Source organism: Pseudoxanthomonas sp. SORGH_AS_0997 (assembly GCF_031453535.1).
GTDB classification, from domain to species: domain Bacteria; phylum Pseudomonadota; class Gammaproteobacteria; order Xanthomonadales; family Xanthomonadaceae; genus Pseudoxanthomonas_A; species Pseudoxanthomonas_A winnipegensis.
The window spans coordinates 2,837,786-2,862,840 of the sequence record NZ_JAVIZI010000001.1 but is presented as its reverse complement, the minus strand read 5'-3'; the positions used below and the strand labels follow the sequence as shown (position 1 = coordinate 2,862,840).

Annotated in this window: 23 protein-coding genes; 9 read left to right on the top strand and 14 right to left on the bottom strand. The window is 70.1% G+C overall.

The window, feature by feature from the left end; translation table 11 throughout:
* Positions 1–58 precede the first annotated feature (58 nt).
* From QE438_RS12555 to QE438_RS12540, 4 genes are all read right to left on the bottom strand, one after another.
* Entirely contained in the window at positions 59–538 is a 480-nt protein-coding gene (locus QE438_RS12555; protein ID WP_306995219.1) for a hypothetical protein, read from the bottom strand.
* 127 nt (positions 539–665) lie between these two features.
* Positions 666–2,375 carry a hypothetical protein gene (locus tag QE438_RS12550; RefSeq protein ID WP_306995221.1) on the bottom strand — a complete coding sequence of 570 codons (1,710 nt, stop codon included), beginning with the start codon at positions 2,373–2,375 and terminating at the stop codon, positions 666–668.
* A 293-nt stretch (positions 2,376–2,668) separates the two neighbouring features.
* The gene (locus QE438_RS12545) at positions 2,669–4,204 is read right to left on the bottom strand and encodes an ATP-binding protein (protein ID WP_286575668.1); all 1,536 of its coding nucleotides are present in this window, start codon (positions 4,202–4,204) and stop codon (positions 2,669–2,671) included.
* Positions 4,201–4,914: a response regulator gene (locus QE438_RS12540; RefSeq protein WP_306996330.1), complete on the bottom strand. Its 714-nt coding sequence runs from the start codon at positions 4,912–4,914 to the stop codon at positions 4,201–4,203. Before QE438_RS12540 ends, QE438_RS12545 begins: the two co-directional genes overlap by 4 nt.
* A gap of 293 nt (positions 4,915–5,207) precedes the next feature.
* On the opposite strand from QE438_RS12540, the gene QE438_RS12535 reads away from it, so the two are divergent.
* From QE438_RS12535 to fghA, 3 genes are read left to right on the top strand one after another with little or no spacing between them, the layout of a single operon-like run.
* On the top strand, positions 5,208–5,483 hold the full coding sequence (locus tag QE438_RS12535) for a metal/formaldehyde-sensitive transcriptional repressor (RefSeq protein WP_130521713.1): 276 nt from the start codon (positions 5,208–5,210) through the stop codon (positions 5,481–5,483).
* Positions 5,484–5,537: 54 nt separating this feature from the next.
* Positions 5,538–6,647: an S-(hydroxymethyl)glutathione dehydrogenase/class III alcohol dehydrogenase gene (locus QE438_RS12530; protein ID WP_130521714.1), complete on the top strand. Its 1,110-nt coding sequence runs from the start codon at positions 5,538–5,540 to the stop codon at positions 6,645–6,647.
* A gap of 10 nt (positions 6,648–6,657) precedes the next feature.
* Positions 6,658–7,491 (top strand): S-formylglutathione hydrolase, encoded by an 834-nt coding sequence (gene fghA, locus QE438_RS12525; protein ID WP_306995224.1) that lies wholly within the window; start codon positions 6,658–6,660, stop codon positions 7,489–7,491.
* 22 nt (positions 7,492–7,513) lie between these two features.
* Here the strand turns inward: fghA and QE438_RS12520 are convergent, their stop codons facing one another.
* The 3 genes from QE438_RS12520 to QE438_RS12510 all read right to left on the bottom strand — a co-directional run bounded on the left by QE438_RS12520 (position 7,514) and on the right by QE438_RS12510 (position 11,773).
* The gene (locus QE438_RS12520) at positions 7,514–8,689 is read right to left on the bottom strand and encodes an arabinose transporter (protein WP_306995226.1); all 1,176 of its coding nucleotides are present in this window, start codon (positions 8,687–8,689) and stop codon (positions 7,514–7,516) included.
* Between the two features lie 192 nt (positions 8,690–8,881).
* Entirely contained in the window at positions 8,882–10,027 is a 1,146-nt protein-coding gene (gene cfa, locus QE438_RS12515; protein ID WP_306995228.1) for a cyclopropane fatty acyl phospholipid synthase, read from the bottom strand.
* Positions 10,028–10,357: 330 nt separating this feature from the next.
* Complete coding sequence (locus QE438_RS12510; RefSeq protein ID WP_306995230.1) at positions 10,358–11,773, bottom strand: PLP-dependent aminotransferase family protein; 1,416 nt, start codon at positions 11,771–11,773, stop codon at positions 10,358–10,360.
* Between the two features lie 103 nt (positions 11,774–11,876).
* On the opposite strand from QE438_RS12510, the gene QE438_RS12505 reads away from it, so the two are divergent.
* Positions 11,877–12,794 carry a DMT family transporter gene (locus QE438_RS12505; RefSeq protein WP_306995232.1) on the top strand — a complete coding sequence of 306 codons (918 nt, stop codon included), beginning with the start codon at positions 11,877–11,879 and terminating at the stop codon, positions 12,792–12,794.
* Positions 12,795–12,929: 135 nt separating this feature from the next.
* Here the strand turns inward: QE438_RS12505 and QE438_RS12500 are convergent, their stop codons facing one another.
* Both QE438_RS12500 and QE438_RS12495 read right to left on the bottom strand, forming a co-directional pair.
* The gene (locus QE438_RS12500; protein WP_306995234.1) at positions 12,930–13,265 is read right to left on the bottom strand and encodes a hypothetical protein; all 336 of its coding nucleotides are present in this window, start codon (positions 13,263–13,265) and stop codon (positions 12,930–12,932) included.
* Positions 13,266–13,328: 63 nt separating this feature from the next.
* Complete coding sequence (locus tag QE438_RS12495; protein WP_131659153.1) at positions 13,329–14,273, bottom strand: DegV family protein; 945 nt, start codon at positions 14,271–14,273, stop codon at positions 13,329–13,331.
* 331 nt (positions 14,274–14,604) lie between these two features.
* Between QE438_RS12495 and QE438_RS12490 the strand changes: the two genes are divergently transcribed.
* On the top strand, positions 14,605–15,159 hold the full coding sequence (locus tag QE438_RS12490; RefSeq protein WP_306995237.1) for a DUF924 family protein: 555 nt from the start codon (positions 14,605–14,607) through the stop codon (positions 15,157–15,159).
* Positions 15,160–15,549: 390 nt separating this feature from the next.
* On the opposite strand, the gene grxD is transcribed toward QE438_RS12490, so the two are convergent.
* A complete protein-coding gene (grxD, locus tag QE438_RS12485) occupies positions 15,550–16,479 on the bottom strand; it encodes a Grx4 family monothiol glutaredoxin (RefSeq protein ID WP_130521723.1) in 930 nt (309 codons plus the stop codon).
* Positions 16,480–16,546: 67 nt separating this feature from the next.
* On the opposite strand from grxD, the gene QE438_RS12480 reads away from it, so the two are divergent.
* Both QE438_RS12480 and QE438_RS12475 read left to right on the top strand, forming a co-directional pair.
* Positions 16,547–17,320 carry a polysaccharide deacetylase family protein gene (locus QE438_RS12480; protein ID WP_306995240.1) on the top strand — a complete coding sequence of 258 codons (774 nt, stop codon included), beginning with the start codon at positions 16,547–16,549 and terminating at the stop codon, positions 17,318–17,320.
* Positions 17,321–17,499: 179 nt separating this feature from the next.
* The gene (locus tag QE438_RS12475; RefSeq protein WP_306995242.1) at positions 17,500–19,674 is read left to right on the top strand and encodes a TonB-dependent siderophore receptor; all 2,175 of its coding nucleotides are present in this window, start codon (positions 17,500–17,502) and stop codon (positions 19,672–19,674) included.
* Positions 19,675–19,746: 72 nt separating this feature from the next.
* Here QE438_RS12475 and QE438_RS12470 read toward each other — a convergent pair whose 3' ends face one another.
* From QE438_RS12470 to QE438_RS12460, 3 genes are read right to left on the bottom strand one after another with little or no spacing between them, the layout of a single operon-like run.
* Entirely contained in the window at positions 19,747–20,421 is a 675-nt protein-coding gene (locus QE438_RS12470) for a class I SAM-dependent methyltransferase (RefSeq protein ID WP_130525214.1), read from the bottom strand.
* Positions 20,422–20,473: 52 nt separating this feature from the next.
* Positions 20,474–21,121, bottom strand: coding sequence for an SGNH/GDSL hydrolase family protein (locus QE438_RS12465; protein ID WP_306995244.1), 648 nt, complete (start codon positions 21,119–21,121; stop codon positions 20,474–20,476).
* Between the two features lie 5 nt (positions 21,122–21,126).
* Positions 21,127–22,407: a pyridoxal phosphate-dependent aminotransferase gene (locus QE438_RS12460; protein WP_306995246.1), complete on the bottom strand. Its 1,281-nt coding sequence runs from the start codon at positions 22,405–22,407 to the stop codon at positions 21,127–21,129.
* A 138-nt stretch (positions 22,408–22,545) separates the two neighbouring features.
* On the opposite strand from QE438_RS12460, the gene rsgA reads away from it, so the two are divergent.
* On the top strand, positions 22,546–23,634 hold the full coding sequence (rsgA, locus tag QE438_RS12455; protein WP_306995248.1) for a ribosome small subunit-dependent GTPase A: 1,089 nt from the start codon (positions 22,546–22,548) through the stop codon (positions 23,632–23,634).
* Here rsgA and QE438_RS12450 read toward each other — a convergent pair.
* Positions 23,631–24,023 (bottom strand): MerR family transcriptional regulator, encoded by a 393-nt coding sequence (locus tag QE438_RS12450; RefSeq protein ID WP_306995250.1) that lies wholly within the window; start codon positions 24,021–24,023, stop codon positions 23,631–23,633. The two genes, rsgA and QE438_RS12450, sit on opposite strands and share 4 nt — an antisense overlap.
* A gap of 89 nt (positions 24,024–24,112) precedes the next feature.
* Here QE438_RS12450 and QE438_RS12445 point away from each other — a divergent pair, with 89 nt between their 5' ends.
* Positions 24,113–25,036, top strand: a complete 924-nt coding sequence (locus tag QE438_RS12445; protein WP_306995252.1) for an alpha/beta hydrolase — start codon at positions 24,113–24,115, stop codon at positions 25,034–25,036.
* The last annotated feature ends 19 nt before the right edge of the window (positions 25,037–25,055 follow it).

Genomic DNA, 25,055 nt, shown 5'->3' with positions numbered 1-25,055 from the left:
GATATCGCGTTCGACCCCGCGCGCGACATCCGCGTTGCCGCGGTCCGCGGTGCGGGACCTATCGCGGGATCTTGTCGGTAAGCGACTTCAGCAGCTTCCTGGCCTTGCTGATCGTCTCTGCCTGCGCGGGCTGTGCGTCGGTGTTCTGCGCCGGCGCGTCGGTGGGTTGTGCCTGTGTGGCCTGTGTGGCTTGTGCGGCCTCCAGCCTGGCTTTCTCGGCCCTGCCGGCCTCCAGATCGGCAGGGCTGGGCTGCCAGCCCACCGCGACGGTCTGCCCGGTGTTGCCGCCCTCTAGCGTGTTGTTGCGGTCGTTGCTGCCCGTGCCGCATTCGACGTTGCCGCTGTTGACCCAGTTGAAGGATTGCGGGGCCGCTTTCTGCAGGTGGGCTTTGTAAGCCAGTTCCAGATCCCGCACGCTCAGTCCGGCGCTGTTGGCGAAGTGCGCCACGTAGCGCGCACGGATGGCCGCGCCCAGGCACCAGCCTTCGGCATGGGCGGCGGCGGGGAGGCCGGCGGCGAGCGGCAGCAGGGCGAGCATCAGGTGTCGGGGTCGCATGAGGATGTCTCCGGTCGAGTGTGGAAGGGTGGGTCGGGCGCGGGCCTGTCCGTAAGCGGGAGGTCGGCGCAAGGCAAGCGAGAGAACGGGACGGCGGTGGCGGCCTCGCTCATCCGTCAGGGCCGTCGGCGCACTGCGGTTCGCGCACCATCGGGATGCCGGGGCTGGCGCCGCCGCAGGCCTTGCCGCCCGGGCCGGTGGCGCAGCCGGCGGCCTGGGTCTGGATCACCGCGGTGTCGCCGTCGGTTTCGATGGTGTAGCTGCCGCCGTAGTCGGCCTTGATCGAGCCGATGGAGGTCAGCCAGCGGTAGCGGCCGTGGCGGTCGTCGGTGGGCGTGAACTGCATGGAGACATTCGCCCGGCTGCACTCGGCGCCGGTGCCGCGGATCGCGAACGGCCTGGTCAGGTCGCAGACCCGCGCATCGCCCTGGATGGCGGGGCAGCCCGGCAGCAGCGTGATCCGCCAGCCGCCCTGCAGGGTGTCGAAGGTCAGCGTGGCCTTGCCCACGCCGCGCTTGCTGCGCGCCTCGAAGGCGATGCTGGCGCGTTGGTCGCGCTGGTCCGGGTTGGCGTAGTCGAACTGCGCATCGGCCTTGACCTTGCCGGTGGGGTTGAGCGTGCTGCCACCGCTCAAGGTCGCGGTGACCGTGCCGCGGGTGGGTGCGCCGTCGGCCTTCGCCCTTGGCATGGCTCTGAGGGTGTAGGCGGTGTTGGGGCGCGCGCCGGTGCGCTTGGCCGGGTCGCTGGTGACCTCGAGTTTTACGCAGCGCCCGGATTGCCACGGCGCGCTGCGCAGCGCCGCCTCGGACATCAGGTGCATGAAAAGTTGTGCGCCCTGCAGCAGTTTGTAGGCGCTCTCGGCTTCGTCCGGATGGAAGATGCTGAAGCCCTGCTCGCCATGCTCGGTGAAGGTGCCCTGGCCGTCGCGGCCCAGGCCCATGCTGACGTCGGCCGACTGGATGGCGCCGTGTTCGCTGCCGCTCATGCGGATGTCCAGGTGCGAGGCGCTTCCGTCCTGGGCATTGATCAGGTGGGCATCGTCGTCCAGCCAGCGTTCCAGGATGAAATGCGCGGTGACCGCGCCGCCGATGCCGGGCTTGCCGGTGACCGCCATCTTCGAGTCCACGTCCATGGTCATGCTCACCCTGCCCTCGCGGTCCGGACAGGTGTCCATGCGCGTGCGCACCTTCAGCGCGCCGCTGATGCCGTGTTCGTTCATGGCGTACTCGAGGGTCTGTTCGACGGTCGTGTCGGTCACCGTCATCCCCATGCCGCCCCGGTCGTTCCTGCTCAGCTCGATGGGGCCTGCCTTGACCAGTTCGGCCACACGCGCGTCGGAGGCCTCACTGACCATATAGCCGGACATGCTGCTGACCAGGCTGCCGCCGAACACGCCCATGCCAAATCCCACGAAACCGGAGGACATGCCCTCTCCCGTGAACGCAACCGGCTGCAGCCTCGGTGGATGCGCAGCCAGCGCTTCGGCGTGCCGCTGGTAGGCGTTGCCCAGCGCCTGCAGGGCCTCCAGCGCCTGCGGCTGCCCGCCCAGCGCGTCGACCATGCCGGTGGCCTGCATCAGCCGGTAGTGCAGCACATAGTCGATCGGCGCCACCCGGCGCGCGTTGGCCACCGGTCCCTCGGCTTTGAGGCGGTCCAGCTGCGCCTGGTCGATCATGGCGGCAGGCTTGGATTGCGCTCCATCCGGCTTGCCGTCCGCGGGCGCGCGACCACAGCCCAGCGGGAGCAGGAGCAGCGCCAGCAGGCCGAGCGCATGCAGCGCTTGCCGGAGCGGTCGGTGCGGCGGGGCAACGAAGGACATGGCGCTGTCGCAGATCGGGACGGTTCCATGGCAATGCGCAGGATCCGCCCGGGACAGGACATCGGCCGCCCTCCCGTCCATGCTTCGGGCGACGGCAAGACGGCGCGTTTTCGCCACCCAGATCCGTCGTTCCCGCGAGCGCGGGAATCCATGGACGTTGGAGCAGGCGGCGAAAGTCCTTGGGTTCCCGCTTTCGCGGGAACGACGAGGAGATGTCAGCCGCGGATCAGTGCGATCCCGCTCGGGCCAGGCGAGCTGGGCGCGGCTCCGCACGCGCCTCGAAGCCGATCGCGCTACGCGTCGTCGCGCGCGCGCGGCAGCGTCACCCAGGCCTGCAGGCCGCCCTGGTCCAGGTTGGCCAGGCCGATCTCGCCGCCGTGGCGCAGCACGATCGCGCGGGCCGAGGCCAGGCCCAGGCCGATGCCGCCGGTCTCCTTGTTGCGCGAGTTCTCGCCGCGGAAGAACGGCATGAACAACTTGTCGCCCAGCGCCAGGTCGATGCCCGGCCCATCGTCCTCGATCTCCAGCAGGGCGTGGCCATCGATGGCGCGGACCTTGACCCGCGCGCGGGTGCCGTACTTGACCGCGTTGCCGATCAGGTTGCCGACCACGCGCCGCAGCGCCAGCGGATCGGCGTCGATCATCACCCGCTGGCTGTCCGCCGTCAGGGTCACGTCCTGGCCGATGTCGGCCGCGTCGTCGACCACGCTCTCGACCAGGTCGCGGAAATCCAGCCGCTCGCGTGGGCCGCGGAAGGACTGGTCGCGCAGGAACTCCAGCGCGACGCTGATCATGTGCTTCATCTCATCGATGTCGGCGGCGGCGCGTTCGCGCAGCGGCGAGTCGATGTCGTCCAGGCGGAAGGCCAGGCGCGCCAGCGGCGTGCGCAGGTCGTGGGCGATCGCGCCGACCATGTGGGTGCGCTCGGCGACCATGCGGCTCAGGCGCGCCTGCATGGCATTGAACGAATCGGTGGCCTGCAGGATCTCGGCCGGGCCGCGCCGCTCCAGCGGCGGCGCGTCCGGGTCGCGGCCCAGGCGGTCGGCGGCGGCGGCGAAATCGCGGATCGGCTTGGACAGCGCGCGCGAGAACCACCAGGCCAGCGGCAGCATCAGCAGCAGGCCGAACGAGAACAGCGCCAGCAGCTGCAGCTTGAAGGCGGTGGACAGCGTGCGCCCGGCGTAGCGCACCACGCGCCAGTGGCCGTCGTCCTGCTGGGCCGCGGCGATGAAGCCGTTCTCCAGCCCGGCGCCGAAGCGCAGCACCAGCGGGGTCTCGCGTTGCCGGGCGAAGGCATTGCCTTGGGAGCTCTGGCCGGCCTCCGGTGCGGCGATGTCCTGGGGAATGGCCTGCGGCGGCAGGGACGGGACGAAGGGCCCTGCGGTCATGCCCGGAATCGTCGCCACCCCGCGCCGGCGCATCCAGGCCGGCTCCTGGCCCATCGACAGCGGCACCATCCCGTCGTTCAGGCGCTCCTGTTCGCCGCGGGCCACGTCGTGGTGGGGGCGGTAGACGCGGATCTGATTCAGATCCTGGCGCAGCCAGCCGGCCAGCACGCGGCGCATGAAGGGGTCTTCGCGGTTCATGCCGGCCGACGGTACCGGCGCCTCGCGCTCGTCGGTGACCGAGACGTTGGGACTGCTGGCCGGCATGCGCGTGGACAGCAGCGCCACCAGTTCGGGCAGCTGCACCGGCGGGTTGTAGACCGGCGTGCGCAGGAACAGCACCGCCAGACCGATGCACTGGGCCAGCACCAGCGCTGCCGCAAGCAGCAGGAAGGTCCGGGAGAAGATCGAGCGGCCGGAGCGGCCTCCGGCCGCTGGCCTCACAGGCGCGTGACCGACGGCAGCAGCATGTAGCCTTCGTTGCGCACGGTGCGGATCAGTTCGGCGTGGCCGCGGCCGTTGATCTTGCGACGCAGGCGGCTGACCTGGCTGTCGATGGCGCGGTCGAACACCTCGGTGCCGCGGCCGCGCGCCATGTCCAGCAGCTGATCGCGGCTGAGCACGCGCTGGGGATGTTCGACGAAGGTGCGCAGCAGCGAGAACTCGCCGTCGGACAGGGTGATGTAGGTGCCGCTGGGATCGCGCAGGTCGCGGCGCACCGCGTCCAGGCGCCAGCCGCCGAATTCGTACTGGCTGCCGCGCGTTTCGGGCGCCGAGCCGAAGGCTTTCTGCCGGCGCAGCAGGGCGCGCACGCGGGCCAGCAGCTCGCGCGGGTTGCAGGGCTTGGCCAGGTAGTCGTCGGCGCCGACCTCCAGCCCGACGATGCGGTCGGTGTCGTTGCCCAGCGCGCTGAGCATCAGCACCGCCGGACCGTTGCCGGTGTTGAGCCGGCGCGCCACGCTCAGGCCATCCTCGCCGGGCATCATCACGTCCAGGATGATCAGGTCGGGACGCCCGGATTCCAGCGTCTCCCACATCTCCTTGGCGCTGTCGGCCTCGTCCACCAGATAACCGTGGCCGATCAGGAAATCGACGGTGAGACGGCGCAGGTCCGGATCGTCGTCGACAACCAGGATGCGGAATTCGGGGTCCATATCGGCAAGGATGGCGTTCATGAGCGCTTGAATACTGCGCCAGTTTAGGTCGCGTTTGTCAGTCGTGCCATCCGCCGCCACGTCCCGGGTCGCGTTCAGCCGGCGGTGGTCCAGCGCCCGCTGCCTGGGCGTTTCCGGCCAGTCCCCGGCCCGCTGCGGGCCCTGAAAGCCGTCCCTCCCGCCGCGTCATCGCCCGGCATGTGTCGCGCACATGCCGGCGCGTGCGTGTGCGCGGGCTTGCATGTCCGGGTGCGGCTCTGGATACTATCCCCCAGTATCCGCGAGGAGCCGCCATGCCGCATTCGGTGACGGAAAAGAAGCGCGTGCTCAGCCGCCTGCGCCGCATCCGCGGCCAGACCGAGGCGCTGGAGCGCGCGCTGGAGGCTGGCGCCGACTGTGGCCCGGTGCTGCAGCAGATCGCCGCCATCCGCGGCGCGGTCAACGGCCTGATGTCCGAGGTCATGGAAGCCCATATCCGCGAGACCTTCGGCCAGCCGGCCGATGACGACATCCAGCGCGAGGCGCGTGTGGCCGAGATGACCGGCCTGGTGCGCTCGTACCTCAAGTAAGCCGGGCGCGTCGCGCTCCGCTCTTTTTTCTTAATGCTTAAGGAGACTTCCACCATGAAATCCCGTGCCGCCGTCGCATTCGGTCCCGGCCAGCCGCTGAAGATCGTCGAGATCGACGTCGCCCCGCCCAAGGCCGGCGAAGTGCTGGTGAAGATCACCCACACCGGCGTGTGCCACACCGACGCCTTCACCCTCAGCGGCGACGACCCGGAAGGACTGTTCCCGGCGGTGCTCGGCCACGAAGGCGCCGGCATCGTGGTCGAGGTCGGCGAGGGCGTGACCAGCGTGGCGCCGGGCGACCACGTGATTCCGCTGTACACCGCCGAGTGCGGCCAGTGCCTGTTCTGCAAGAGCGGCAAGACCAACCTGTGCGTGTCCGTGCGCGCCACCCAGGGCAAGGGCGTGATGCCCGACGGCACCAGCCGCTTCAGCTACGAGGGGCAGCCGATCTATCACTACATGGGCTGCTCGACCTTCAGCGAGTACACCGTGGTGGCCGAGGTCTCGCTGGCCAAGGTCAACCCGGAGGCCAACCCGGAGCACGTGTGCCTGCTCGGCTGCGGCGTCACCACCGGCATCGGCGCCGTGCACAACACGGCCAAGGTGGCCGAGGGCGATTCGGTCGCGGTGTTCGGGCTGGGCGGCATCGGCCTGGCAGTGATCCAGGGCGCGCGCCAGGCCAAGGCCGGGCGCATCATCGCGGTGGACACCAACCCGTCCAAGTTCGAGCTGGCGCGCGAGTTCGGCGCCACCGACTGCGTCAACCCGAAGGATTACGACAAGCCGATCCAGCAGGTGATCGTGGAGATGACCGGCTGGGGCGTGGACCATTCCTTCGAGTGCATCGGCAACGTCAACGTGATGCGCGCGGCGCTGGAATGCGCGCACCGCGGCTGGGGCCAGAGCGTGATCATCGGCGTGGCCGGCGCGGGCCAGGAGATCAGCACGCGGCCGTTCCAGCTGGTCACCGGGCGCAAGTGGCTGGGCACCGCCTTCGGCGGGGTCAAGGGCCGCACGCAGCTGCCGGGCATGGTCGAGGACGCGATGAAGGGCGAGATCCAGCTGGCGCCGTTCGTGACCCACACCATGCCGCTGGACGACATCAACGAGGCCTTCCACCTGATGCACGAAGGCAAGTCGATCCGCTCGGTCATCCATTACTGAAGCCGCCGCCATGGAACGCATCGAACACCGCGCCTGCTTCGGCGGCTGGCAGGACGTCTACCGGCACAGCTCGCAGGTGCTGGGTTGCCAGATGAACTTCGCCGTCTACCTGCCGCCGCAGGCGCAGGCCGGCGCGAGGCTGCCGGTGCTGTACTGGCTCTCGGGCCTGACCTGCACCGAACAGAACTTCATCACCAAGGCCGGCGCGCAGCGCTACGCGGCCGAGCATGGGGTGATCGTCGTCGCGCCGGACACCAGTCCGCGCGGCGACGAGGTGGCCGATGCCGAGGGCTACGACCTGGGCAAGGGCGCGGGCTTCTACGTCAACGCCACCCAGCAGCCCTGGGCGGCGCACTACCGCATGGACGACTACATCGTGGAGGAGTTGCCTGCGCTGATCGAGGCGAACTTCCCCGTGAGCGACGCGCGTTCGATCTTCGGGCACTCGATGGGCGGCCACGGCGCGCTGGCGATCGCCCTGCGCAATCCGCAGCGCTATCGCAGCGTGTCGGCGTTCTCGCCGATCGTCGCGCCGACGCAGGTGCCGTGGGGACAGAAGGCCTTCGCCGCCTACCTGGGCGAGGACCGTGCCGCCTGGAAGGCGTACGACGCCACCGAACTGGTGAAGACCTCGGCGCCGCGGTTGCCGCTGCTGATCGATCAGGGCGATGCCGACGAGTTCCTGGAAGGCCAGCTCAAGCCGCAGCTGTTCGCACAGGCCGCGGCCGAGGTGGGCTACCCGATCACGCTGCGGATGCAGCCCGGCTACGACCACAGCTACTACTTCATGGCCAGCTTCATCGGCGAGCACATCGCCTTCCACGCCGCCGCGCTGCGCGCCTGAGGCCGCACGAGGGCGTGCAGCCTCAGGTCTGCGCCCTCCGCGTGCGGAGGGCCAGGCCGATCGCCACGCCCACGCCGCACGCCGCAGACAACGTGGCCAGCGCAAAGATCGCCGCATAGCCCAGGTGCGTGGCCACGATGCCGGCCAGCGGCCCGGTGATCGCATAGGCGATGTCCTGGAACGCCGCATAGCCGCCCAGCGCGGTGGCGCGCATCTGTGCCGGCACGCGCTGCACCACCACCACGCCCAGCGCCGGGAACACCAGCGAGCAGCCCATGCCGGCGACGAAGGCGCCGGCCAAGGCGAGCGCAGGCGTGGTGGCCAGCGCAAGCAGTGCCAGCCCGACGCCCTCGCCAATCATCGAGACCGCCGCCACGCGCGCGCCGCCGAAGCGGTCGATGCTGCTTGCCAAGAGCAGCCGCGACAGGACGAATCCGCCGCCGAAGGCGCTCAGCGCCCACGCGGCCCCGCGCCAGTGCTGGTCATTGAAGTACAGCACGGCGAAGGTGCTGATGGAGGCGAAGCCCACGCCCTGCAGCGCCAGTCCCACCGCCGGCAGCGCGATGCGGCCCAGCACGTCGCGCAGCGGCAGGCGCGCGCCGGCGACCGGCTGCGGCGCGGGCACCCCGGCGGTCATCGCCCACGCCAGCAGCGGCACCAGCAGGCAGGCGCCGGCCACGGCGGTGAAGCCCCACGATTGCGCCATCGCCACGCCGATCGGCGCGCCGACGGCCAGCGAGGCGAAGATCGCCAGTCCGACCCAGGTCATGACCCGTCCGGCGCGCGGCTGGCCGACCGTGCCGATGCCCCAGGCCAGCATGCCGGTAACCAGCAGGCTCTCGCCCATGCCGGTCGCCAGCCTGCCGATGATCAGCAGGGGCAAGGCGGCGCCGGGTAGCGCGGCGGCCAGCAGGTAGGTGGCGCCCGACGCGGCCAGCAGCAGGCAGCCGCGGCGCATGGCCCGGGCCGGGCCGCGGGTGTCGGCGATGCGGCCGGCGAGGCCACGCGTCAGCACGGTGGCGACGAACTGCACGCCGATCACGCAGCCGACGATCAGGTTGGACTGCTGCAGCGTGTCGCGGACGAACACCGGCAGCACCGGTAGCGGGACGGCGATGCTCAGATAGGCGATGAAGGTCGCCAGGCACAGGCGTGCCAGGCGCCAGGTGGCCGCGCGGTCGGAAGGAAGTGCATGCATGGACAGGTCTCGGGATGTAAGCCGGTAGCCGGTCGTGCCCGAGAACGAACCCGCGCGCGACCTGCGTCCGGAGAGAGGGACGGGGTGCGCGTTGGTTGACGTGAACGCTTACGCGGCAGGCGTCAGCCTGTCGAAAATCGCGCGTAGCCTAGCGCAGCCAGGCGAAGGTCGGCAACGCATCACCATGCTTGCCTACGGCCGCCGGTAGCCGCCCTCCAGGCCACGCGCGGACAGCACCAGCTGCCACAGCTGCAGGTCGCGCGCACGGAACGCACCGGCGCAGGACAGCAGGTAGTAGCGCCACATGCGGCCGAAGCGCTCGCCCAGCGCCTCGGCGAAGCGCGGCCACGCGCGGGCGAAGTTGGCATGCCAGGCCATCAGGGTGCGATCGTAGTCAGCGCCGAAGTTGTGCACGTCCTCGATCACGAGCCGGCCCTCGCAGGCGGTGCCGATCTGCTGCAGCGTCGGGATCTCGCCGTTGGGGAAGATGTAGCGATGCGTCCACGGATCGGTCGCGCCGGCCACGGTCTTGCCGATGGTGTGCAGCAGGAACAGGCCATCCGGCGCCAGGCAGCGCGCCGCCACCTCCATGAAGGTGGCGTAGTTGCGATGGCCGACATGCTCGAACATGCCGATGCTGGCGATGCGGTCGAAGCGCCCGTCCAGGTCGCGGTAGTCCTGCAGCCGCACTTCGATCGGCAGGTCCGGATAGCGCTGCTGGACCCAGGCCGCCTGTTCGCGCGAGATGGTCACCCCGACGCATTCCACGCCGTAATGCTGCGCGGCATAGGCCATGAAGCTGCCCCAGCCGCAGCCGATGTCCAGCACGCGCATGCCCGGCTGCAGGCCCAGCTTGCGGCAGACCAGATCCAGCTTGGCTTCCTGCGCCTCATCCAGCGTCTGCGCGTGCTCCCAGTAGCCGCAGGTGTAGGTCATGCGCGCATCGAGCATGGCCGCGTAGAAGTCGTTGCCCAGATCGTAGTGCGCCTCGCCGACCTGCCAGGCACGGCGCGCGGTCTGCAGGTTGAGCAGGCGGGCGCGCAGGTGATGGCCCAGCAGCTGCAGCGGCCGGACCTGGCGGGGCAGGTCGGCGCGCAGCACGCGGTGGAAAAGTTCGTCCAGCCGGTCGCATTCCCAGTGACCGTCCATGTAGGCCTCGCCCAGGCCCAGGTTGCCCTGGGCGAACACGCGCGCCGGCACGTCCGGGTGCAGCAGGCGCAGGTCCCAGGGGCGGTGGCCATCCAGCCTGACGTCCGCCGCTTGCAGCAGCGCGGCCAGCTTGTCGTAGAGCGCGTCGTGGCGCTGGACGGGGGCCTGACCGCTATCGAAGGTGAGCATGCACGCATCTCCACGGAAACTTCGGGTTCGCGCGTGGCAGGCGTGGACGTCGGGCCGCGGGGCCCTGGCGATCCCGCGTCGTCAGGACACGGACCGAATGGCGCGGTAGCGGGCGCGGGCGCCGGCAGTGTCGGCGCCCCGCACGCGCGTCGCGTCAGGAACGCTTAGCGTGCGCCTGACGGCGTGGTCATGTCGTGGATATGGCGGCGCGGCCGGTTCAACGCTGCGTTCCGGCGGCGGGTTGCAGCGCGGGTGAGCGCAGGGTTCGGGCTGGATGCGTGCCAACGCGTCGCGACCGACGTGCGCTCGGCTGGCCTCGCCGCCCCTGCTTCAGCGCGCCGAAGCGGTCTGTCTGGCCGCCAGCCTGCCGAGCTGGCGCATCGCCTGGTCCAGGCGCGCATCCCACGGCATGCCGCAGCTCAGGCGCACGCAGTCGCCGTAGTCGCCGCGGCTGGAGAACAGCACGCCAGGCGAGATGCCGATGCCGGCGGCCAGCGCGGCATCGAACAGCGCCAGGCCGTCGCCGCCGGCGGGCAGCTGCAGCCACAGCGACAGCCCGCCGGCCGGCGCGCTGCAGCGGGTGCCGGTGGGCCAGTAGCGGGCGACGGCATCGCGCATGCGCTGGCCGTTATCGGCCACGGCGCGCCGCAGGCGCCGCAGGTGGCGCTCCAGCCCGTGGCGCGCCAAGTAATCGCCCACCGCCAGCTGCGGCAGGCTGGCATTGCTGGAGCTGGAGAAATACTTGGCCCGGCCCAGCGCCTCGGTCCAGGCGGCGCCGGCCAGCCAGCCCACGCGCAGCCCAGGCGCCAGCGTCTTGGAGAACGAGCCGCAGGTGATGACGTTGCCGCCGGTGTCCCAGTGGCGCAGCGGCAGCGGGCGCTGGCCCGACCAGGCCAGCTCGCCATACACATCATCCTCGATCACCACGGTGCCATGCCGCGCGCAGCTGGCCAGCAGCGCCTGCTTGTCGGCATCGCAGGTCAGGCTGCCGCTGGGATTGCTGAAGTTGGGCACCAGGATCGCCGCGCGCACCGCGGTCTGCTGCAGCACACGGTCCAGCCGCGCCACATCGATGCCCTGGCCGAGCCGGTTGGGCACTTCCAGCACCTTCAACCCCAGCGCGGCCACCGTCTGCAGGATGCCGTAATAGGTCGGCGTCTCGACCAGGACCACATCGCCGGGCGAGGTGGCCACGCGCAAGGCCAGGCTGAGCGCCTCGGTTGCCCCGGCGGTCACCACGACCTCATCGGCCTGCATCGGCGTGCCGGTCTGTTCGTAGCGCAACGCGATCTGCCGGCGCAGCGCCGGGTCGCCCTGCGGCGGGGCGTATTCCAGCGCGGCGGTGGGTCGCCGCCGCGTGGTGCGGGCGAGGGCGACGCTCAGGGACGCCTGCGGCAGCAGGGAATGGTCGGCCACCGCCGCGTGTAGCGGGAACAGGCCCGGGCGCTGCGGGAGCTCCAGCAGCCGCTGCAGCGCCGGGTTGGCCACCTCGCCGGGCGCGCGCCGGCGCGGCTTCGGCAGCGCGGGCAGGGCGGAGGGCGCGGCATGGACGAAATAGCCCGAACGCGGGCGCGCCTGCACCAGACCTTCGCGCTCCAGCTGCAGGCAGGCCTGGACGGCGGTGGCCGCGCTGATCTGGTGCGCCTGGGCGAGCTGCCGCACCGACGGCAGGCGCTCGCCCGCGCGCAGCGTGCCCTGGGCGATCTGCCGGCGCAGGCCGTCGGCGATGGTTTCGTAGAGCAGCATGGGGCGGCATCTGTATTGGTCAACTTCGAGGTTAACTGAATCTGTATTGCCGCGCGTGGCCGGCCTAGCCTGACGTCTCTCCTCCTGCCGCGAAGCCGCCGTCATGTCGCCTGCCTCTCCTCCCGCCGCGTCGCGCACCGCGCTGTGGCAGCTGCTGATCGCCGAGGTGCTGATCGGCTCGGTCGGTGTGTTCGTGCACGAGAGCGGGCAGGACCCGGTGACCGCCGTGTTCTACCGCTGCCTGTTCGGCGTGCTGTTCCTGCTGGCCTGGGGCCTCGCGCGCGGTCATCTGCGCGGCGTGCTGCGCGACCGCGTGCTACTGCGCGGCGCGGTGATCTCCGGGGTGTTGCTGGTGCTCAACTGGGTGGCGCTGTTCGCCGGCATGGCGCGCTCGTCGATCGGCGTGGCCACGCTGGTCTATCACTTCTTCCCGTTCGTGATGCTGATCCTGGCCGCGCTGCTGCTGGGCGAGCGCACGCGGCCGGCGGACTGGGGCTGGACCGCGCTGGCGTTCGGCGGCGTGGTCTGTTCGGCCGATCCGCTGCGGCTGCTGCAGCATGTCGATGCCGGATACCTGGCCGGCATCGGGCTGACCCTGCTGGGCGCGGTGCTGTGCGGTGCGTCCCTGCTGATGTCGCGCAGCGTCGGGCGCCAGCGGCCGTTCGCGGTGGTCACCATCCAGTGCTGCGTCGGCTCGGTGATGCTGGCGGGCTTCTCCTCCGGCACCGCACTGCACTTGGGCACGCACTGGGCCTGGCTGGTCGGCCTGGGCGTGATCCACAGCGGCATCGTGTATGTGCTGTTCTACTCGGCCTACCGGCACCTGTCGGTGGCGACCATCGCGGTGATCGCCTTCGTCTATCCGCTGGTGACGCTGGTGCTGGACTACGCGCTCTACGGGCATCGTCTGGATGCCGTGCAGCTGCTCGGCGTGGCGCTGATCATCCTCGGCACGCTGGGCGTCAACCTGAAGTGGCGGCTGCCTTCGCGTCGCGCGGCGCCGTTGGATGCAGTCCCGTAAACGCTGTCAGCAATGCTTCAACCGTCATTCCCGCGTTCGCGGGGACGACGGATTCTTGTTGGCGGTCGCAGTAGCAGTGCGATCAAAAGAAAGGCCGCGCATGGCGCGGCCTCTCGCAGCCCTGGTGTTGCGCCATCAGCGCACGTCGTGCAGCCGCCAGCCGCTGCCGGCCAGCAGGCCCAGGCGATGCTTGAGCACCTCGCTCGGCAGGCTGGTGTCCACCACCAGGTCGATGTGCAGGTCGTCGATCTTGCCCTGCACATGCGCGGCCGGATCGACCGCGCCCAGCGAGGGCGGAACCTGGTCCGGCTCGTCCTGCGCGTCGCGCCAGCGGGCGAACAGCAGGTCGGTGCGCAGCGCATCCTGCAGCTGCTGCGCATAGCCCTCGGCGCTGCTGGAGGTGAAGCTGAACTCCGGCTCCGGGCCGCGCGCCTTGTCGGGGTCAGGCAGGGCGATGTAATAGGTCGTCATGGGTGTTCCCTCCGCGATGGCATTGAGGCGCAGCCTAGGACGGCGCGCGTCAGCGCCCCGTGTTCAGGCCGAGAAGGTGTGCGGCGGCGCGGCGAAGCCCACGCCCAGCGCGCCCTTGCCCACGTTGACCATGCCGGTCAGGCTCATCACCGACTCGTACAGCCGCACCCCGTGTTCCTCGCAGGTCTGGCGCAGGCGCGCATAGCCGGGCAGGGCGTGCAGCTCGGCCAGTTCGCCGCCATAGCCCAGGTTGACCACCGGCGTCAGCAGTCCCTCGCGCACCTTCTGCCCGGTGAACTCGAACAGCTTCTGCGCCGAGGGCTCGAAGCCCTTGAGCTTGGCCACCGGCTCGGTCACGCCGCGGTAGGCGCGCAGCACCGGCTTGATGTCCAGCGCGCTGCCCAGGGCGGCGCTGAGCAGGCCCACGCTGCGGTCGCCCTTGGTGCGGGCGCGGGCGCGCAGGTAGTAGAGGTCGCGCGGAATCATGTAGCCGTAGGTGTTCTCGGCCAGCGCCTCCAGCGAGGTGCGGATCCTGGCCACGCTCTCGCCCGCATCGCGCAGGCGCACGGCCTCGATCGCGGCCACGCCTTGGCCTGCGAACACGTTGAGCGTGTCGATCACGCGCAGGGCGAAGGGCGAGGTGTGCCCGGCCGCCTGGCGGATCGGCTTGTAGTCGTTGAGGATCGCGAAGCTCGCCTGCATCGCGTTGTCGTGGATCTGGCTGCGCAGGCGCGAGATGGTCAGGCAGAACACGTGGTCGTAGTCGATCGCCAGCCGCTGCAGGAACAGGTCGCGGATCTGCAGCACCGAGAACGGCGTGGTCTCCGCCTCATGGCCGCGCTCGGCCACATGCGTGCGCAGGAACTCCAGCGTGGCCTCCTCGTCGCGATGGTCGGCCAGGATGGCATCGCCGATGCGCACCGTGATCGGCAGGACGACGAGGTTGTGTTGACGGATGAAGTCGGCGGGCAGATCGCACGCCGAGTCCACCACGATCCCGATCCGCATGCGCTTTCCCCTTCGAAAGCCGGCGTGAGCCGTGTTGCCAGGTCTTGTAATGATGTTGCGGCGCGTCACGTCGATCCGTGGCGGCGCCCTCCCGGCGCGCATTGTGGACGATCCGGTCACGGGAAAATTGCAGGACGTTTCGCAGTTGTCGAACCCAAGCGGCTGCCAGGCGACGCATGACGGCCTTGTCAGCCAACCGGGCGGGCGCTGCGGGTTTGCACGTCCCGTTCATCGCCGCTTCTTATGCTCGCCGGTCCATCCATCCCGTTGAGGCAGGCGGCATGTCCAGGCGCAAGCAGGCAGGCGAGACAGGTCAGGTGAGGCGCCGCGCATGCCGGTGAAGCGCAAGCCGAGCCGGCAGCAGGAAGTGGTGGAGTTCTGGCGCCAGGCCGGGTCGGAGCGCTGGTTTGCGAAGAACGAATCGTTCGACGCCAACTTCCGCACCCAGTTCCTGGCCGATCACCACGCCGCCGCGCGCGGTGAGCACGAGGACTGGCTACACAACGCCGAAGGCGCGCTGGCGCTGTTGGTGCTGCTGGACCAGTTTCCGCGCAACGCCTGGCGCGACAGCGGCCACGCCTTCGCCACCGACGGCCTGGCCCTGGCCTACGCCGCGCGCGCGCTGGATGCCGGCCATGACCAGGCCACCGAGCTGGCGCTGCGGCCGTTCTTCTATCTGCCCTTCAGCCATGCCGAGGACGCGGCGCTGCAGGCGCGGGCGGTGGCGCTGTTCGAGTCGCTGGGGGATGCCAAGCATCTGGAGTTCGCGCATGCGCATCAGGCCGTGATCGCGCGCTTCGGCCGCTTCCCGCATCGCAACGCCGCGCTGGGCCGCACCAGCACGCCCGAGGAACAGGCCTGGCTGGACGCGGGCGGTGGCTTCTAGTCTCGGGAGTGGCCTTGCGGGCCTTGCGAGCAACCGTCTCTCCCGATCACGTCGCGGCCCCTTGTAGAGCGGAGCTCGCTCCGCTGGGGCTTTTCCATGATCCGACCGAAACGCCTTGTAGAGCGGAGCTCGCTCCGCTAGGCCTTCCCCGCGATCCGACCGAAACGCCTTGTAGAGCGGAGCTTGCTCCGCTAGGCCTTCCCCGCGATCCGACCGAAACGCCTTGTAGAGCGGAGCTCGCTCCGCTAGGCCTTCCAGGCGAACCGACCGAAACGCAGCGGAGCAAGCTCCGCTCTACAGGAGGGGCGAGGACCGCTCCCTTGAATCGATCACCAAAACGACAACACGCCCCAAGCGGGGCGTGTCGTGTGGGCCATGCGCGCGTAAGGATCAGTAGCGCGGCACGCTCGGATCGACGTCGTTGGACCAGGCCTCGATGCCGCCGGCCACGTTGTGCACGTTGGAGAAGCCGAGCACGCGGAACTGTTCGGCGGCCTGGTGGCTGCGCCCGCCGGCATGGCACAGGAACGCGAGCTGCGTGTCCTTGGGCAGGGCTTCCAGCTCGGCACGGCCGTTGCCGTCGAAGGTCTTGAACGGCACGTTGACCGAGGCGATGGCGCGCTCATCGGCCGGGCGCACATCCACCAGCAGCAGCTCGCCAGCGGCGACCTTGGCAGCGGCCTCGGTCACCGAGAGCTGATTGACCGGGCGCGGCGCGTTCGGGTTGTCGATGGCCAGGCCCTTGCCGCGGATGTCGTCGACCCAGTCGATGGTGATGCCCTCGGCGCGGCGCGCGCTGGCCAGGTCGAACTGAATGCGCACGCCATTGGATTCGGCGGCGATGGCGTTGGCGTCGAACGGGCCCAGCTGGAAGTTCGGCTGGAACTGCGCGTCGATGGACAGCACCAGCGCGGCGCCGCCGCCGGCGTCGGCCACGGCATTGGCCAGCATCTCGGCCGCGGCCGGGGTCACGGTGATCGACGGCGGGGTGCGGTCGGGCGCGGCCACGCCCAGCAGCGCGGCCAGCTCGCCGGAGTTGGTCATCTGCTCGATGATGTCGCTGCCGCCGACCAGCTCGCCATCGACGTACAGCTGCGGGATCGTCGGCCAGTCGCCGTAGACCTTGATGCCCTCGCGGATCTCCTGGTCGGCCAGCACGTTGACGTGGGCGTAGTCCACGCCCAGCGTGGACAGCGCGCCGACCGCCTTGGCCGAAAAGCCGCACTGCGGCATGGTCGGCTGGCCCTTCATGAACAGCACCACGCGGTTGGACTGCAGCAGGGAATCGATGCGCGAACGCAGGGCGGGATCGAGGGACATGAGGGCTACCGGCGGGTTGGACGACGAGAAAGGAGGGGAATTTTACCCGCGTGGCATGATGCGCGGGATGGAGCCCGAAGCAACGCAGCATCGCGCCACGCCCAGGCCCTACTTCAGGTTGGGGCTGCTGGCGCTGTCACAAGTAGTCGCCCTGGCGCTGTGGTGGCTGGTCGGCTGGCCGCTGGGCCTGGCCGTGCTGCTGGTCAGCCATGGCGCGGTGCTGTGGTCCACCTTCAACCCGCGCTCGCAGCTGTTCTGCCCGGCCCTGGTGCGCCTGTCAGGTGCGCAGCCCCGGGTCTGGCTGACCATCGACGACGGCCCCTCCGACGACACGCGGCCGATGCTGGACCTGCTCGATGCCCACGGCGCCAAGGCCACCTTCTTCGTCGTCGGCGAGCGCGCCCGCGCCCGGCCCGACCTGGTGCGCGAGATCGTCCGCCGCGGCCATGGCCTGGGCAACCACAGCGACAGCCATCCGCAGGCCGCGTTCTGGCGGCTGGGGCCGGCCACGCTCGAACGCGAGATCGCCGCCAACCAGCACAGCCTGACCGAACTGGCCGGCGTGCCGCCGCGCTGGTTCCGCTCGGTGGTCGGCCACACCAATCCCTTCATCGCGCCGGTGCTCGCCCGCCACGGCCTGACCCGCGTGGCCTGGAGCGCGCGCGGCTTCGACGGCGTGCGCTGCACGCCCGACCAGGTGCTGGCGCGCCTTGTCCCCGACCTCAAGCCCGGCGCCATCGTCCTGCTGCACGAAGGCGCCGCGCACGGCCACAACGTGGAGATCGTGCGGCGCGTGCTGGAAGCGCTGCGCGCGCGCAGCCTGCGTGCCGAGCTTCCCTGATCGCACGTTGATACCAAGAGCGACTCGGTTGCGCCGGCAAGCATTCTTGACAGCGTTTTAACGCGAGCGGACCATGCCGCGCTGAAGCCAGCGACCGGCGGCGCCTTGCCTACAAGGCCCGATGCCCAGCCAGCTGCCGTCCACGACGGCATCTCCCACCGGTCCCGAGGCTCTCGACGATGTCCCATCGCTGCTGCCCTGCGCGCCTCGCCGCGCAGGTCGTTTCCGTACGTTCGCTGTCCCGTTCGCTGCTGGCCATCGCCTGCGCCTGGCCGCTTCTGGTGGCCGCCCAGTCCGCCCCCCAGGAGGCGGTCGATCTGGATCGCCTCAAGGTGGAGGGCCATCGTGGCGATGCCACCGAAGGCAGCGACTCCTACACCGCCGACCTCGCGCGCAGTTCGGCCAAGCTGGCGTTGTCGCTGCGCGAGACGCCGCAGTCGGTGGTGGTGATCAGCCAGCAGCAGATCATCGATCGCGACCTGCACACCTTCCAGGACGTCACCGACGCGGTTGCCGGCTTCAATTCGCCGACCTGGGATACCGAGCGCACCTACATCAGCGCGCGTGGTTTCGAGATCGACTATTACCGGGTCGATGGCATCCCCACCCAGTACACCGGCGATGTGCAGCAGAACCTGGCCATCTACGACCGCGTGGAGATCGTCCGCGGCGCCAATGGCCTGACCACCGGCGCCGGCAGCCCGGCGGCGTCCATCGACCTGGTGCGCAAGCATGCCAACAGCGACGTGTTCACCGGCAATGCCAGCCTCTCGGCCGGCAGCTGGGATCGCTACCGCGGCAGCGTCGATGTGCAGTCGCCGCTGAACGCGGCCGGCAACGTCCGCGGCCGCGTGGTGGCCAGCTACGAGGACAAGGATTCGTTCCGCGACTACTACAGCAAGACCTCCGGCCTGCTGTACGGCATCGTCGATGCGGACTTCAGCGATGCCACCCATGGCTATGCCGGTGTCAGCAAGCAGCGCAACGACGGCCGTGGCACCACCTGGGGCGGCGTGCCGGCCTGGTTCAGCGATGGCACGCGCACCCACTTCTCGCGCTCGGATTCGTTTACCCCGCGCTGGGCGCGCGGCGTGGCCGATACCACCAACGCGTTCGCCGGGCTGCTCCATCGCTTCGAAGGCGGGGCGCAGCTGCACGTGGAGTATTCGCACCAGCGCTTCGAGACCGACTGGAAGTCGGTGTTGTACGGCTACTACGGCTATCCGGACCCGACCACTGGCTTAGGGCTGGACAGCATTTACGGCGGGGATTACCCCACCTCTACCCGGCAGGACAGCCTCGATGCCTACGTCAGCCTGCCGCTGACGTGGTGGGGGCGCGAGCACGAGATCGTCGCGGGTGCGACCTGGACCGACCGCAATGCGCGCAGCTGGTACAACCTGCCGCTGCAACCGCTGGTGGCCGAGAGCGTCTACGCCTGGACCGGCACCATGCCGCAGCCGGCCTGGACGCCGCTGCAGAAGGGCAGCGAGAACGACGTCCGCCAGGTCGGTGCCTATGCCGCCGGCCGCTTCAGCCTGACCGACGACCTCAAGGCCATCGTCGGCGCCCGCGTCAGCGACTGGAAGAACACCGACCGGCTGGCGCCGGCCAGCTCCTATGCCAAGCGCGGCCGCACCACGCCGTATGCCGGCCTGATCTACGACCTGGACGCGCGTCATTCGCTGTATGCCAGCTACACCAGCATCTTCAATCCGCAGAACAACCGCGACCGCAACGGCCGCTACCTGGAGCCGCTGGAAGGCAACAACTACGAGATCGGCGCCAAGGGCGAATACTTCGGCGGGCGGCTCAACGCCGGGCTGACCCTGTTCCGCATCGAGCAGGACAACTTCGCCGTGGCCGATCCCGGCCAACGGGTGCCGGGCACCACCGATCAGGCCTATCGCGCCGCCGACGGCACGGTCAGCCAGGGCGTGGAGTTCCAGCTCGATGGCGAGCTGACCGAGCAATGGCGCATCAGCTTCGGCTGGGCGCAGTTCGACGCCGACGATGCGCAAGGCAAGGACGTCAGCCCGACCAGCCCGCGCCGCGAGGCCACCGTGTTCACCACCTGGCAGACCGGCCCCTGGCGGATCGGCGGTGGGTTCAACTGGCAGTCGTCGTTCTACGATCGCGGCGTCGGTCCGCAGGGCAATACGCTGCGGCTGGAGCAGGGCAGCGTGCTGCTGGCCAGCCTGATGGCCCGCTACGACATCAACCAGGCGCTGTCGGCGCAGCTCAACGTGCGCAATCTGTTCGACCGGCACTACTACGCGAACGTCACCTATCAGACCCAGTGGATCTACGGCGATCCGCGCGATGTGGAGCTGACCCTGTCCTGGCGGTTCTGAGCGGCCGGCATCGCGTGCGGACCTCGCCGTCCGCGTGGACGGGCCTGGCGCGCGCAGCGCGCCCAGGCCGGCTCAACCGCGGCGCTGGGCCACGATCAGCCAGTTGTTGAACGGCGTGTTGCCGTACAGCGGGACGAAGCTGGCGCTCAGGCCGGCGTTGGTCAGGTGGTGCTCCAGGCTCTCGCGCGTGGGATAGCGCTTGGGTACTTCCTGCATCCAGCCGGTGAAGTGCGCCATCAGGTCGGTGATCCTGGAGGTGCGGCCACGCCCGCTGTCGTCGCCCAGCGCGCTGCGGATCACCAGCTTGCTGTCCGGCGCGAGCATGCGCGCGGCGTGCTGCAGCATGCCGGCCTGCACGTGTTCGGGCAGGTACTGCAGCATGTCCAGGATGCACACGTTGCCGCGGTGCTCGGGCCAGCGCGCGGCCAGGTCGACCACCTCGAAGCGGGCGTCGTGCAGGCCGTTGCGACGCGCGATCCGGCCGGCGCGCGCGATCTTGTCCGCGTCGATGTCCACGCCGTGATAGCGGCGCGGCTGGCCGTCCGCGCGCAGCGCATGCGCCAGCAGGCCCAGGCCGCAGCCCAGGTCCAGCACCGGGCCGGGCGCCTCGCGCAGCGCGGCCAGCACGCCGGGATACAGCGGATCGGTGCGCAGCTTGATGCGCGTGTAGTAGTAGTCGTGACGATTGCCCCAGGGCCGGCGTGGCAGGAAGGCGCGGGCGATGGCCAACGCTTGCTGGGGCGGCATGGGACGGGTGGCTTCGCTCACGTCGATCCTTCGGCGCAGGGGCGGGAGCGCGCTAGGCTAGCGCATCCCGGGCGGCGGGAAACGCGCGCTGCATCCACAGCCGATACATCGCGCCGGAAGGATGCAGGCCGTCGTCGACCAGCATCGCAGCTTCGGCCCCCTGCTGGCGACTGACGGTGGTGACATCCACGAACGCCACGTGCCGGCGCTGGCAGGCGAGCCGGGCCTCGCGGTTGAACGCATCGATCTGCGCGGCGATCTGCGCGACATCGCGCCCGGAGGCGGCCGCGAACGGGGTCACGCCCCAGTCCGGAATCGACAGCACCACCACGCGCCGCGCGCGCCCACCGGCCAGCGCGATGGCGTGCTCCAGCAGGCCCTGGAACTGCCGCAGGTACTCGTCCAGCGGACGACCGCGGTACTGGTTGTTGACCCCGATCAGCAGCGTGACCAGGTCGAAGCCCGGCGTCGGCGCGGCCCGATCGATCGCGGCCTGCAGCTCGTCGGTGGTCCAGCCGGTGGTGGCGATGATCTGCGGATCGTCCACGCCCAGCCCGTCGGCGCGCAGCGCGCGGGCCAGCTGCACCGGCCAGCGCTCGCTATCGGCCACGCCCTCGCCGATGGTGTAGGAATCGCCCAGCGCCAGATAGCGCAGGCCATGCGGCGCGATGCTGCCCGCCGCCGGACGCACGCCGGCCATGGCGCTCAGGCCGCGGCCGGCCGCGACTTGGGCTTGAGCGGCACGACCTTGGTAGCCGCCTCCGCGCGCTTGGCCAGCGCGCGGTCGATGCGGGTGAACACCTCGCGCATGGCCACCGCATCGGGCAGCAGGGTGACGCGGAAGTGGTTGCGGTAGGGCACGTTGAAGCTCGAGCCCGGCACCACCAGCACGCCCTCGTCCTCCATCAGCTCCAGCGCGAAGGCGTAGTCGTCGAAGCCCTTGGCCGCATCGCCCACCACCGCCGGGAACGCATACAGCGCGCCGGCCGGCGCGCACAGCTTGAGGTGCTCGCTGGCCGTGCAGGCCTCGACCACCGCGCGGCGGGTCTCGTACAGGCGGCCACCCGGCGCGGTGAGCGCGCTGATGGTGTCCGGGCCGTTGATGGCCGCTTCCACCGCGTACTGGCCCGGCACGTTGGCGCACAGGCGCAGCGCGCCCAGCAGGTCCATGGCGTGCTGCAGCGGGGTGATGCGCTGCGCGTCGCCGGACAGCAGCGCCCAGCCCACGCGCCAGCCGCAGGCGCGATGCACCTTGGACAGGCCGGAGAAGGTGATGCACGGCACCTCGCCGGCCAGCGGCGCCAGCGGCTCGAAGGTGGCCCCGTCGTAGAGGATCTGGTCGTAGATCTCATCGACCATCAGCAGCAGCTGATGCTTGGCGGCGATGGCCACGATGCGCTTGAGCAGCTCGCGCGGGTAGGTCGCGCCGGTGGGGTTGTTGGGGTTGATCAGCACGATGGCGCGGGTGCGGCTGGACACCAGCGTCTCGATCTCCGACGGATCGGGCAGGAAGCCGTTGGCCGCATCGCACTGGTAGTACACCGGGCGGCCGTCGTTGAGGATGGTCGCGGCCGACCACAGCGGATAGTCGGGCGAGGGCACCAGCACTTCGTCGCCCGGGTTGAGCAGCGCGCGCAGCGACAGGTCGATCAGCTCGGACACGCCGTTGCCGATGAACACTCGGTCCGGATGCGCGTCGGGCGTGTTGCGGCGTGCGTAGTAGGCGGCCACCGCCTCGCGCGCGGCCGGCAGACCCTGCTGGTGGGTGTAGGGGTCGGTGCGGCCCATGTCGTCGGCGATCGCGTGCTGCAGATGCTCGGGCGCGCGGAAACCGAACGCGCCGGGGTTGCCGATGTTGAGCTTGATCAGCTTGCGGCCCTGGGCCTCCAGCTCGCGGGCTCGCCGGGCCAGCTCGCCACGGATCTCGTAGCGGACTTCGGACAGGCGTTCACGGATGGCGAGGGGCTTGAGGGGAGCGGAGGACATGGCACGGGCGCGTGGAGGTGAAAAAACGACCAAAGCATACGCCTGATGGCCCGTGCTGCGGGCGTTTCAGCGGAAACCATGGTCGAGGCCAGGCCGCTCGCCTGCGGCGCCGACGGGCCAGCCCGTAGAATCGCCGCCATGACCGATGCTGTCTTCGACGATGCCGATCTGCGGCGAATTGGCTGGCCCTGGCCTGGCGCGCCCGAGGACCCGGCGTGGTGGGCGCTGATCCAGGCCCATCCCGGCGCCCGGCCGGCGCGGGTGATCGAGCAGCATCGCTCCGGCTACGTGGTCGCGCGCGGGCTGCTGCCCGAGCAGACGCTGCGGCCCGAGTCCCTGCCGGACTGGCAGCGCCCGCGCTTTCCGGCGCACGAGCGCCCCGCCGTGGGCGACTGGGTGCTGGTGGAGGAAGACAAGCGCATTGTTGCCCTGTTGCCGCGGCGCACGGCGATCAAGCGCGCCGCCGCCGGCGAGCACTATCACCAGCAGGTGATCGCGGCCAATATCGATGTGGTTTTCATCGTCTGCGGACTGGATGCCGACTTCAATCCGCGCCGCATTGAGCGCTATCTGATGCTGGTCGGCGGCGGGGGCGTGCAGCCGGTGGTGGTGCTGACCAAGGCCGACCGCACCGAGTACGCCGAGGACGCGCTCGAGGTGCTCGCCGACCTGGCCGCGCAGGAGGTGCCGCTGCGCACGGTCAACGCCAAGGACGCGGCCAGCGTGGCCCAGCTGCACGGCTGGCTCGGGCCGGGCCGCACGGCGGTGCTGGTGGGCTCCTCGGGCGCGGGCAAGTCCACGCTCACCAACACGCTGCTGGGCGTGGAGAAGATGAAGACCAATGCGGTGCGCGAGACCGATTCGCGCGGCCGCCACACCACGACCTACCGCGCGCTGATCCCGCTGCCCTCGGGCGCCTGCCTGATCGACACCCCCGGCATGCGCGAGCTCAAGCCCACCGGCGAGGAAGACCTGGCCGAGGGCGGCTTCGCCGACATCGAGGCGCTGGCCGCGCAGTGCCGGTTCCGTAACTGCGCCCACCAGGGCGAACCGGGCTGTGCGGTGCAGGCGGCGATCGAGGCCGGCGAGCTCGATCCCGGCCGGCTGGCCAATTACCTGAAGCTGCAGGAAGAGGTGACCACCGCGGCGGCCAAGCTGGCCAAGCGCGTGGCCGAGCAGCAGGGCAAGACAGGGCGGCGTCCCGCTGGGAAACCGCCCCGCCGCTAGACCGGATCGCGATCCGCCTGCTGTCCCTTTTCCAGCATCTGGCGCAGTCGGCTGCGTCGCTGTTCGAGTTCGGCGATCTGCCGCTCGATCGAAGCCAGCCGCCGGCGCTGCACCTCGGTCGTCTCCGAACAGGCCGCCGCGCCTTCGATCATCCGCATGCAATCGGGAAACTCGCGGATCTCGGCCAGGCTGAAGCCTGCGCCGATCAGGCGCTGGATCTGCCGGACCTGGGTCACGGCCAGGGCGGAGAACACGCGATAGCCGTTCTCGGCGCGGACCGACGACAGCAGCCGATGGTCGTCGTAGTGCCGGATCGAGCGCAGGCTGGCGCCCGTCTCGCGGGCCAGTTCGCCGATGGACAGGGCAGCTTGGGGACGGGCCTTGGGCATGGGCGAACGCTAGCACAGGCCGCGCTTGACTCTCACATCAGTGTGAGGCTCGAGACTGCGCGTATCCCAGGCATCGATGAGGATTCGCCATGCTTTCGTCCAGGCTTCACCGCGCGCTCGGCGCGCTGATCGTCGGGTTTGCGCTGCTGACCGGCGCGCCGGCCGCGCTCGCCGTCACCAGGCAGTACACCGTCGCCGCGCCGGACGGCGTGGCGCTGGCCGTGCAGGAATCCGGCGATCCGGGCGGTGCTCCGGTCATCTTCATCCACGGCCTGCTGGGCAGCCGGCTGAACTGGGACAGGCAACTGCTCGACCCCCAGCTGCAGCGCCATCGGTTGATCACCTACGACCTGCGGGGACACGGCCTGTCCGGCAAGCCCACCGACACCGCGGCCTACACCGACGGGCGCCGGTGGGCCGACGACCTGGCGGCGGTCATCGCGTCCACGAAGGCCCGCAGGCCGATCCTCGTCGGCTGGTCGCTGGGCGGTGCGGTGATCTCGAACTACCTCGCCGCCTACGGCGACGGCGCCATCGGCGGTGCGGTCTATGTCGATGGCGTGATCGAGCTCAAGCCCGAGCAGCTCGTGGCGCACCCGGAGGTCTATCGCGACATGGTTGCCGCGGACCTGAAGACCCATCTGCAGGGCGAACGCGCCTTCCTGCGGCTGTGCTTCCACCGCCAGCCGGATGCGGACACTTTCTCGCTGCTGCTGGCCAATGCGGCGCTGGCGTCGTGGGAGATGCAAAAAGCCGTCCCGTCGATGACCGTCGACGCCGCCGGCGGGTTGGGCCGGGCCAAGGTCCCGGTGCTGCTGCTCTACGGGGCGCGCGACGCGCTGGTGAAGGCCGAGCCGAGCATCGCACGCGCCAAAGGGCTCAATCCGCGGATCCGCAGCGTGCTTTATGCCGACTCTGGCCATGCGCCGTTCCTGGAAGAACCGGACCGCTTCAATCGTGACCTGCTCGCGTTCATCCGCTCGGCCGCGTCCGCCTCGGCCGGTCGAGACTGAGGAGGGGTTGAGCTCGGCG

Bases quoted from the DNA above. Each gene is read 5' to 3' on its own strand.
- QE438_RS12495 (WP_131659153.1), bottom strand. From the start codon at position 14,273: ATGCGGATCGGGATCGTGGTGGACTCGGCGTGCGATCTGCCCGCCGAC.
- cfa (WP_306995228.1), bottom strand. From the start codon at position 10,027: ATGCTCACCTTCGATAGCGGTCAGGCCCCCGTCCAGCGCCACGACGCG.
- QE438_RS12530 (WP_130521714.1), top strand. From the start codon at position 5,538: ATGAAATCCCGTGCCGCCGTCGCATTCGGTCCCGGCCAGCCGCTGAAG.
- QE438_RS12535 (WP_130521713.1), top strand. From the start codon at position 5,208: ATGCCGCATTCGGTGACGGAAAAGAAGCGCGTGCTCAGCCGCCTGCGC.
- QE438_RS12445 (WP_306995252.1), top strand. From the start codon at position 24,113: ATGCTTTCGTCCAGGCTTCACCGCGCGCTCGGCGCGCTGATCGTCGGG.
- QE438_RS12510 (WP_306995230.1), bottom strand. From the start codon at position 11,773: ATGCTGCTCTACGAAACCATCGCCGACGGCCTGCGCCGGCAGATCGCC.
- QE438_RS12465 (WP_306995244.1), bottom strand. From the start codon at position 21,121: ATGGCCGGCGTGCGTCCGGCGGCGGGCAGCATCGCGCCGCATGGCCTG.
- QE438_RS12470 (WP_130525214.1), bottom strand. From the start codon at position 20,421: ATGCCGCCCCAGCAAGCGTTGGCCATCGCCCGCGCCTTCCTGCCACGC.
- QE438_RS12505 (WP_306995232.1), top strand. From the start codon at position 11,877: ATGTCGCCTGCCTCTCCTCCCGCCGCGTCGCGCACCGCGCTGTGGCAG.
- grxD (WP_130521723.1), bottom strand. From the start codon at position 16,479: ATGTCCCTCGATCCCGCCCTGCGTTCGCGCATCGATTCCCTGCTGCAG.
- QE438_RS12460 (WP_306995246.1), bottom strand. From the start codon at position 22,407: ATGTCCTCCGCTCCCCTCAAGCCCCTCGCCATCCGTGAACGCCTGTCC.
- QE438_RS12520 (WP_306995226.1), bottom strand. From the start codon at position 8,689: ATGCATGCACTTCCTTCCGACCGCGCGGCCACCTGGCGCCTGGCACGC.
- QE438_RS12490 (WP_306995237.1), top strand. From the start codon at position 14,605: ATGCCGGTGAAGCGCAAGCCGAGCCGGCAGCAGGAAGTGGTGGAGTTC.
- QE438_RS12555 (WP_306995219.1), bottom strand. From the start codon at position 538: ATGCTCGCCCTGCTGCCGCTCGCCGCCGGCCTCCCCGCCGCCGCCCAT.
- QE438_RS12540 (WP_306996330.1), bottom strand. From the start codon at position 4,914: ATGGACCCCGAATTCCGCATCCTGGTTGTCGACGACGATCCGGACCTG.
- QE438_RS12550 (WP_306995221.1), bottom strand. From the start codon at position 2,375: ATGTCCTTCGTTGCCCCGCCGCACCGACCGCTCCGGCAAGCGCTGCAT.
- QE438_RS12450 (WP_306995250.1), bottom strand. From the start codon at position 24,023: ATGCCCAAGGCCCGTCCCCAAGCTGCCCTGTCCATCGGCGAACTGGCC.
- QE438_RS12475 (WP_306995242.1), top strand. From the start codon at position 17,500: ATGTCCCATCGCTGCTGCCCTGCGCGCCTCGCCGCGCAGGTCGTTTCC.
- QE438_RS12480 (WP_306995240.1), top strand. From the start codon at position 16,547: ATGGAGCCCGAAGCAACGCAGCATCGCGCCACGCCCAGGCCCTACTTC.
- rsgA (WP_306995248.1), top strand. From the start codon at position 22,546: ATGACCGATGCTGTCTTCGACGATGCCGATCTGCGGCGAATTGGCTGG.
- fghA (WP_306995224.1), top strand. From the start codon at position 6,658: ATGGAACGCATCGAACACCGCGCCTGCTTCGGCGGCTGGCAGGACGTC.
- QE438_RS12500 (WP_306995234.1), bottom strand. From the start codon at position 13,265: ATGACGACCTATTACATCGCCCTGCCTGACCCCGACAAGGCGCGCGGC.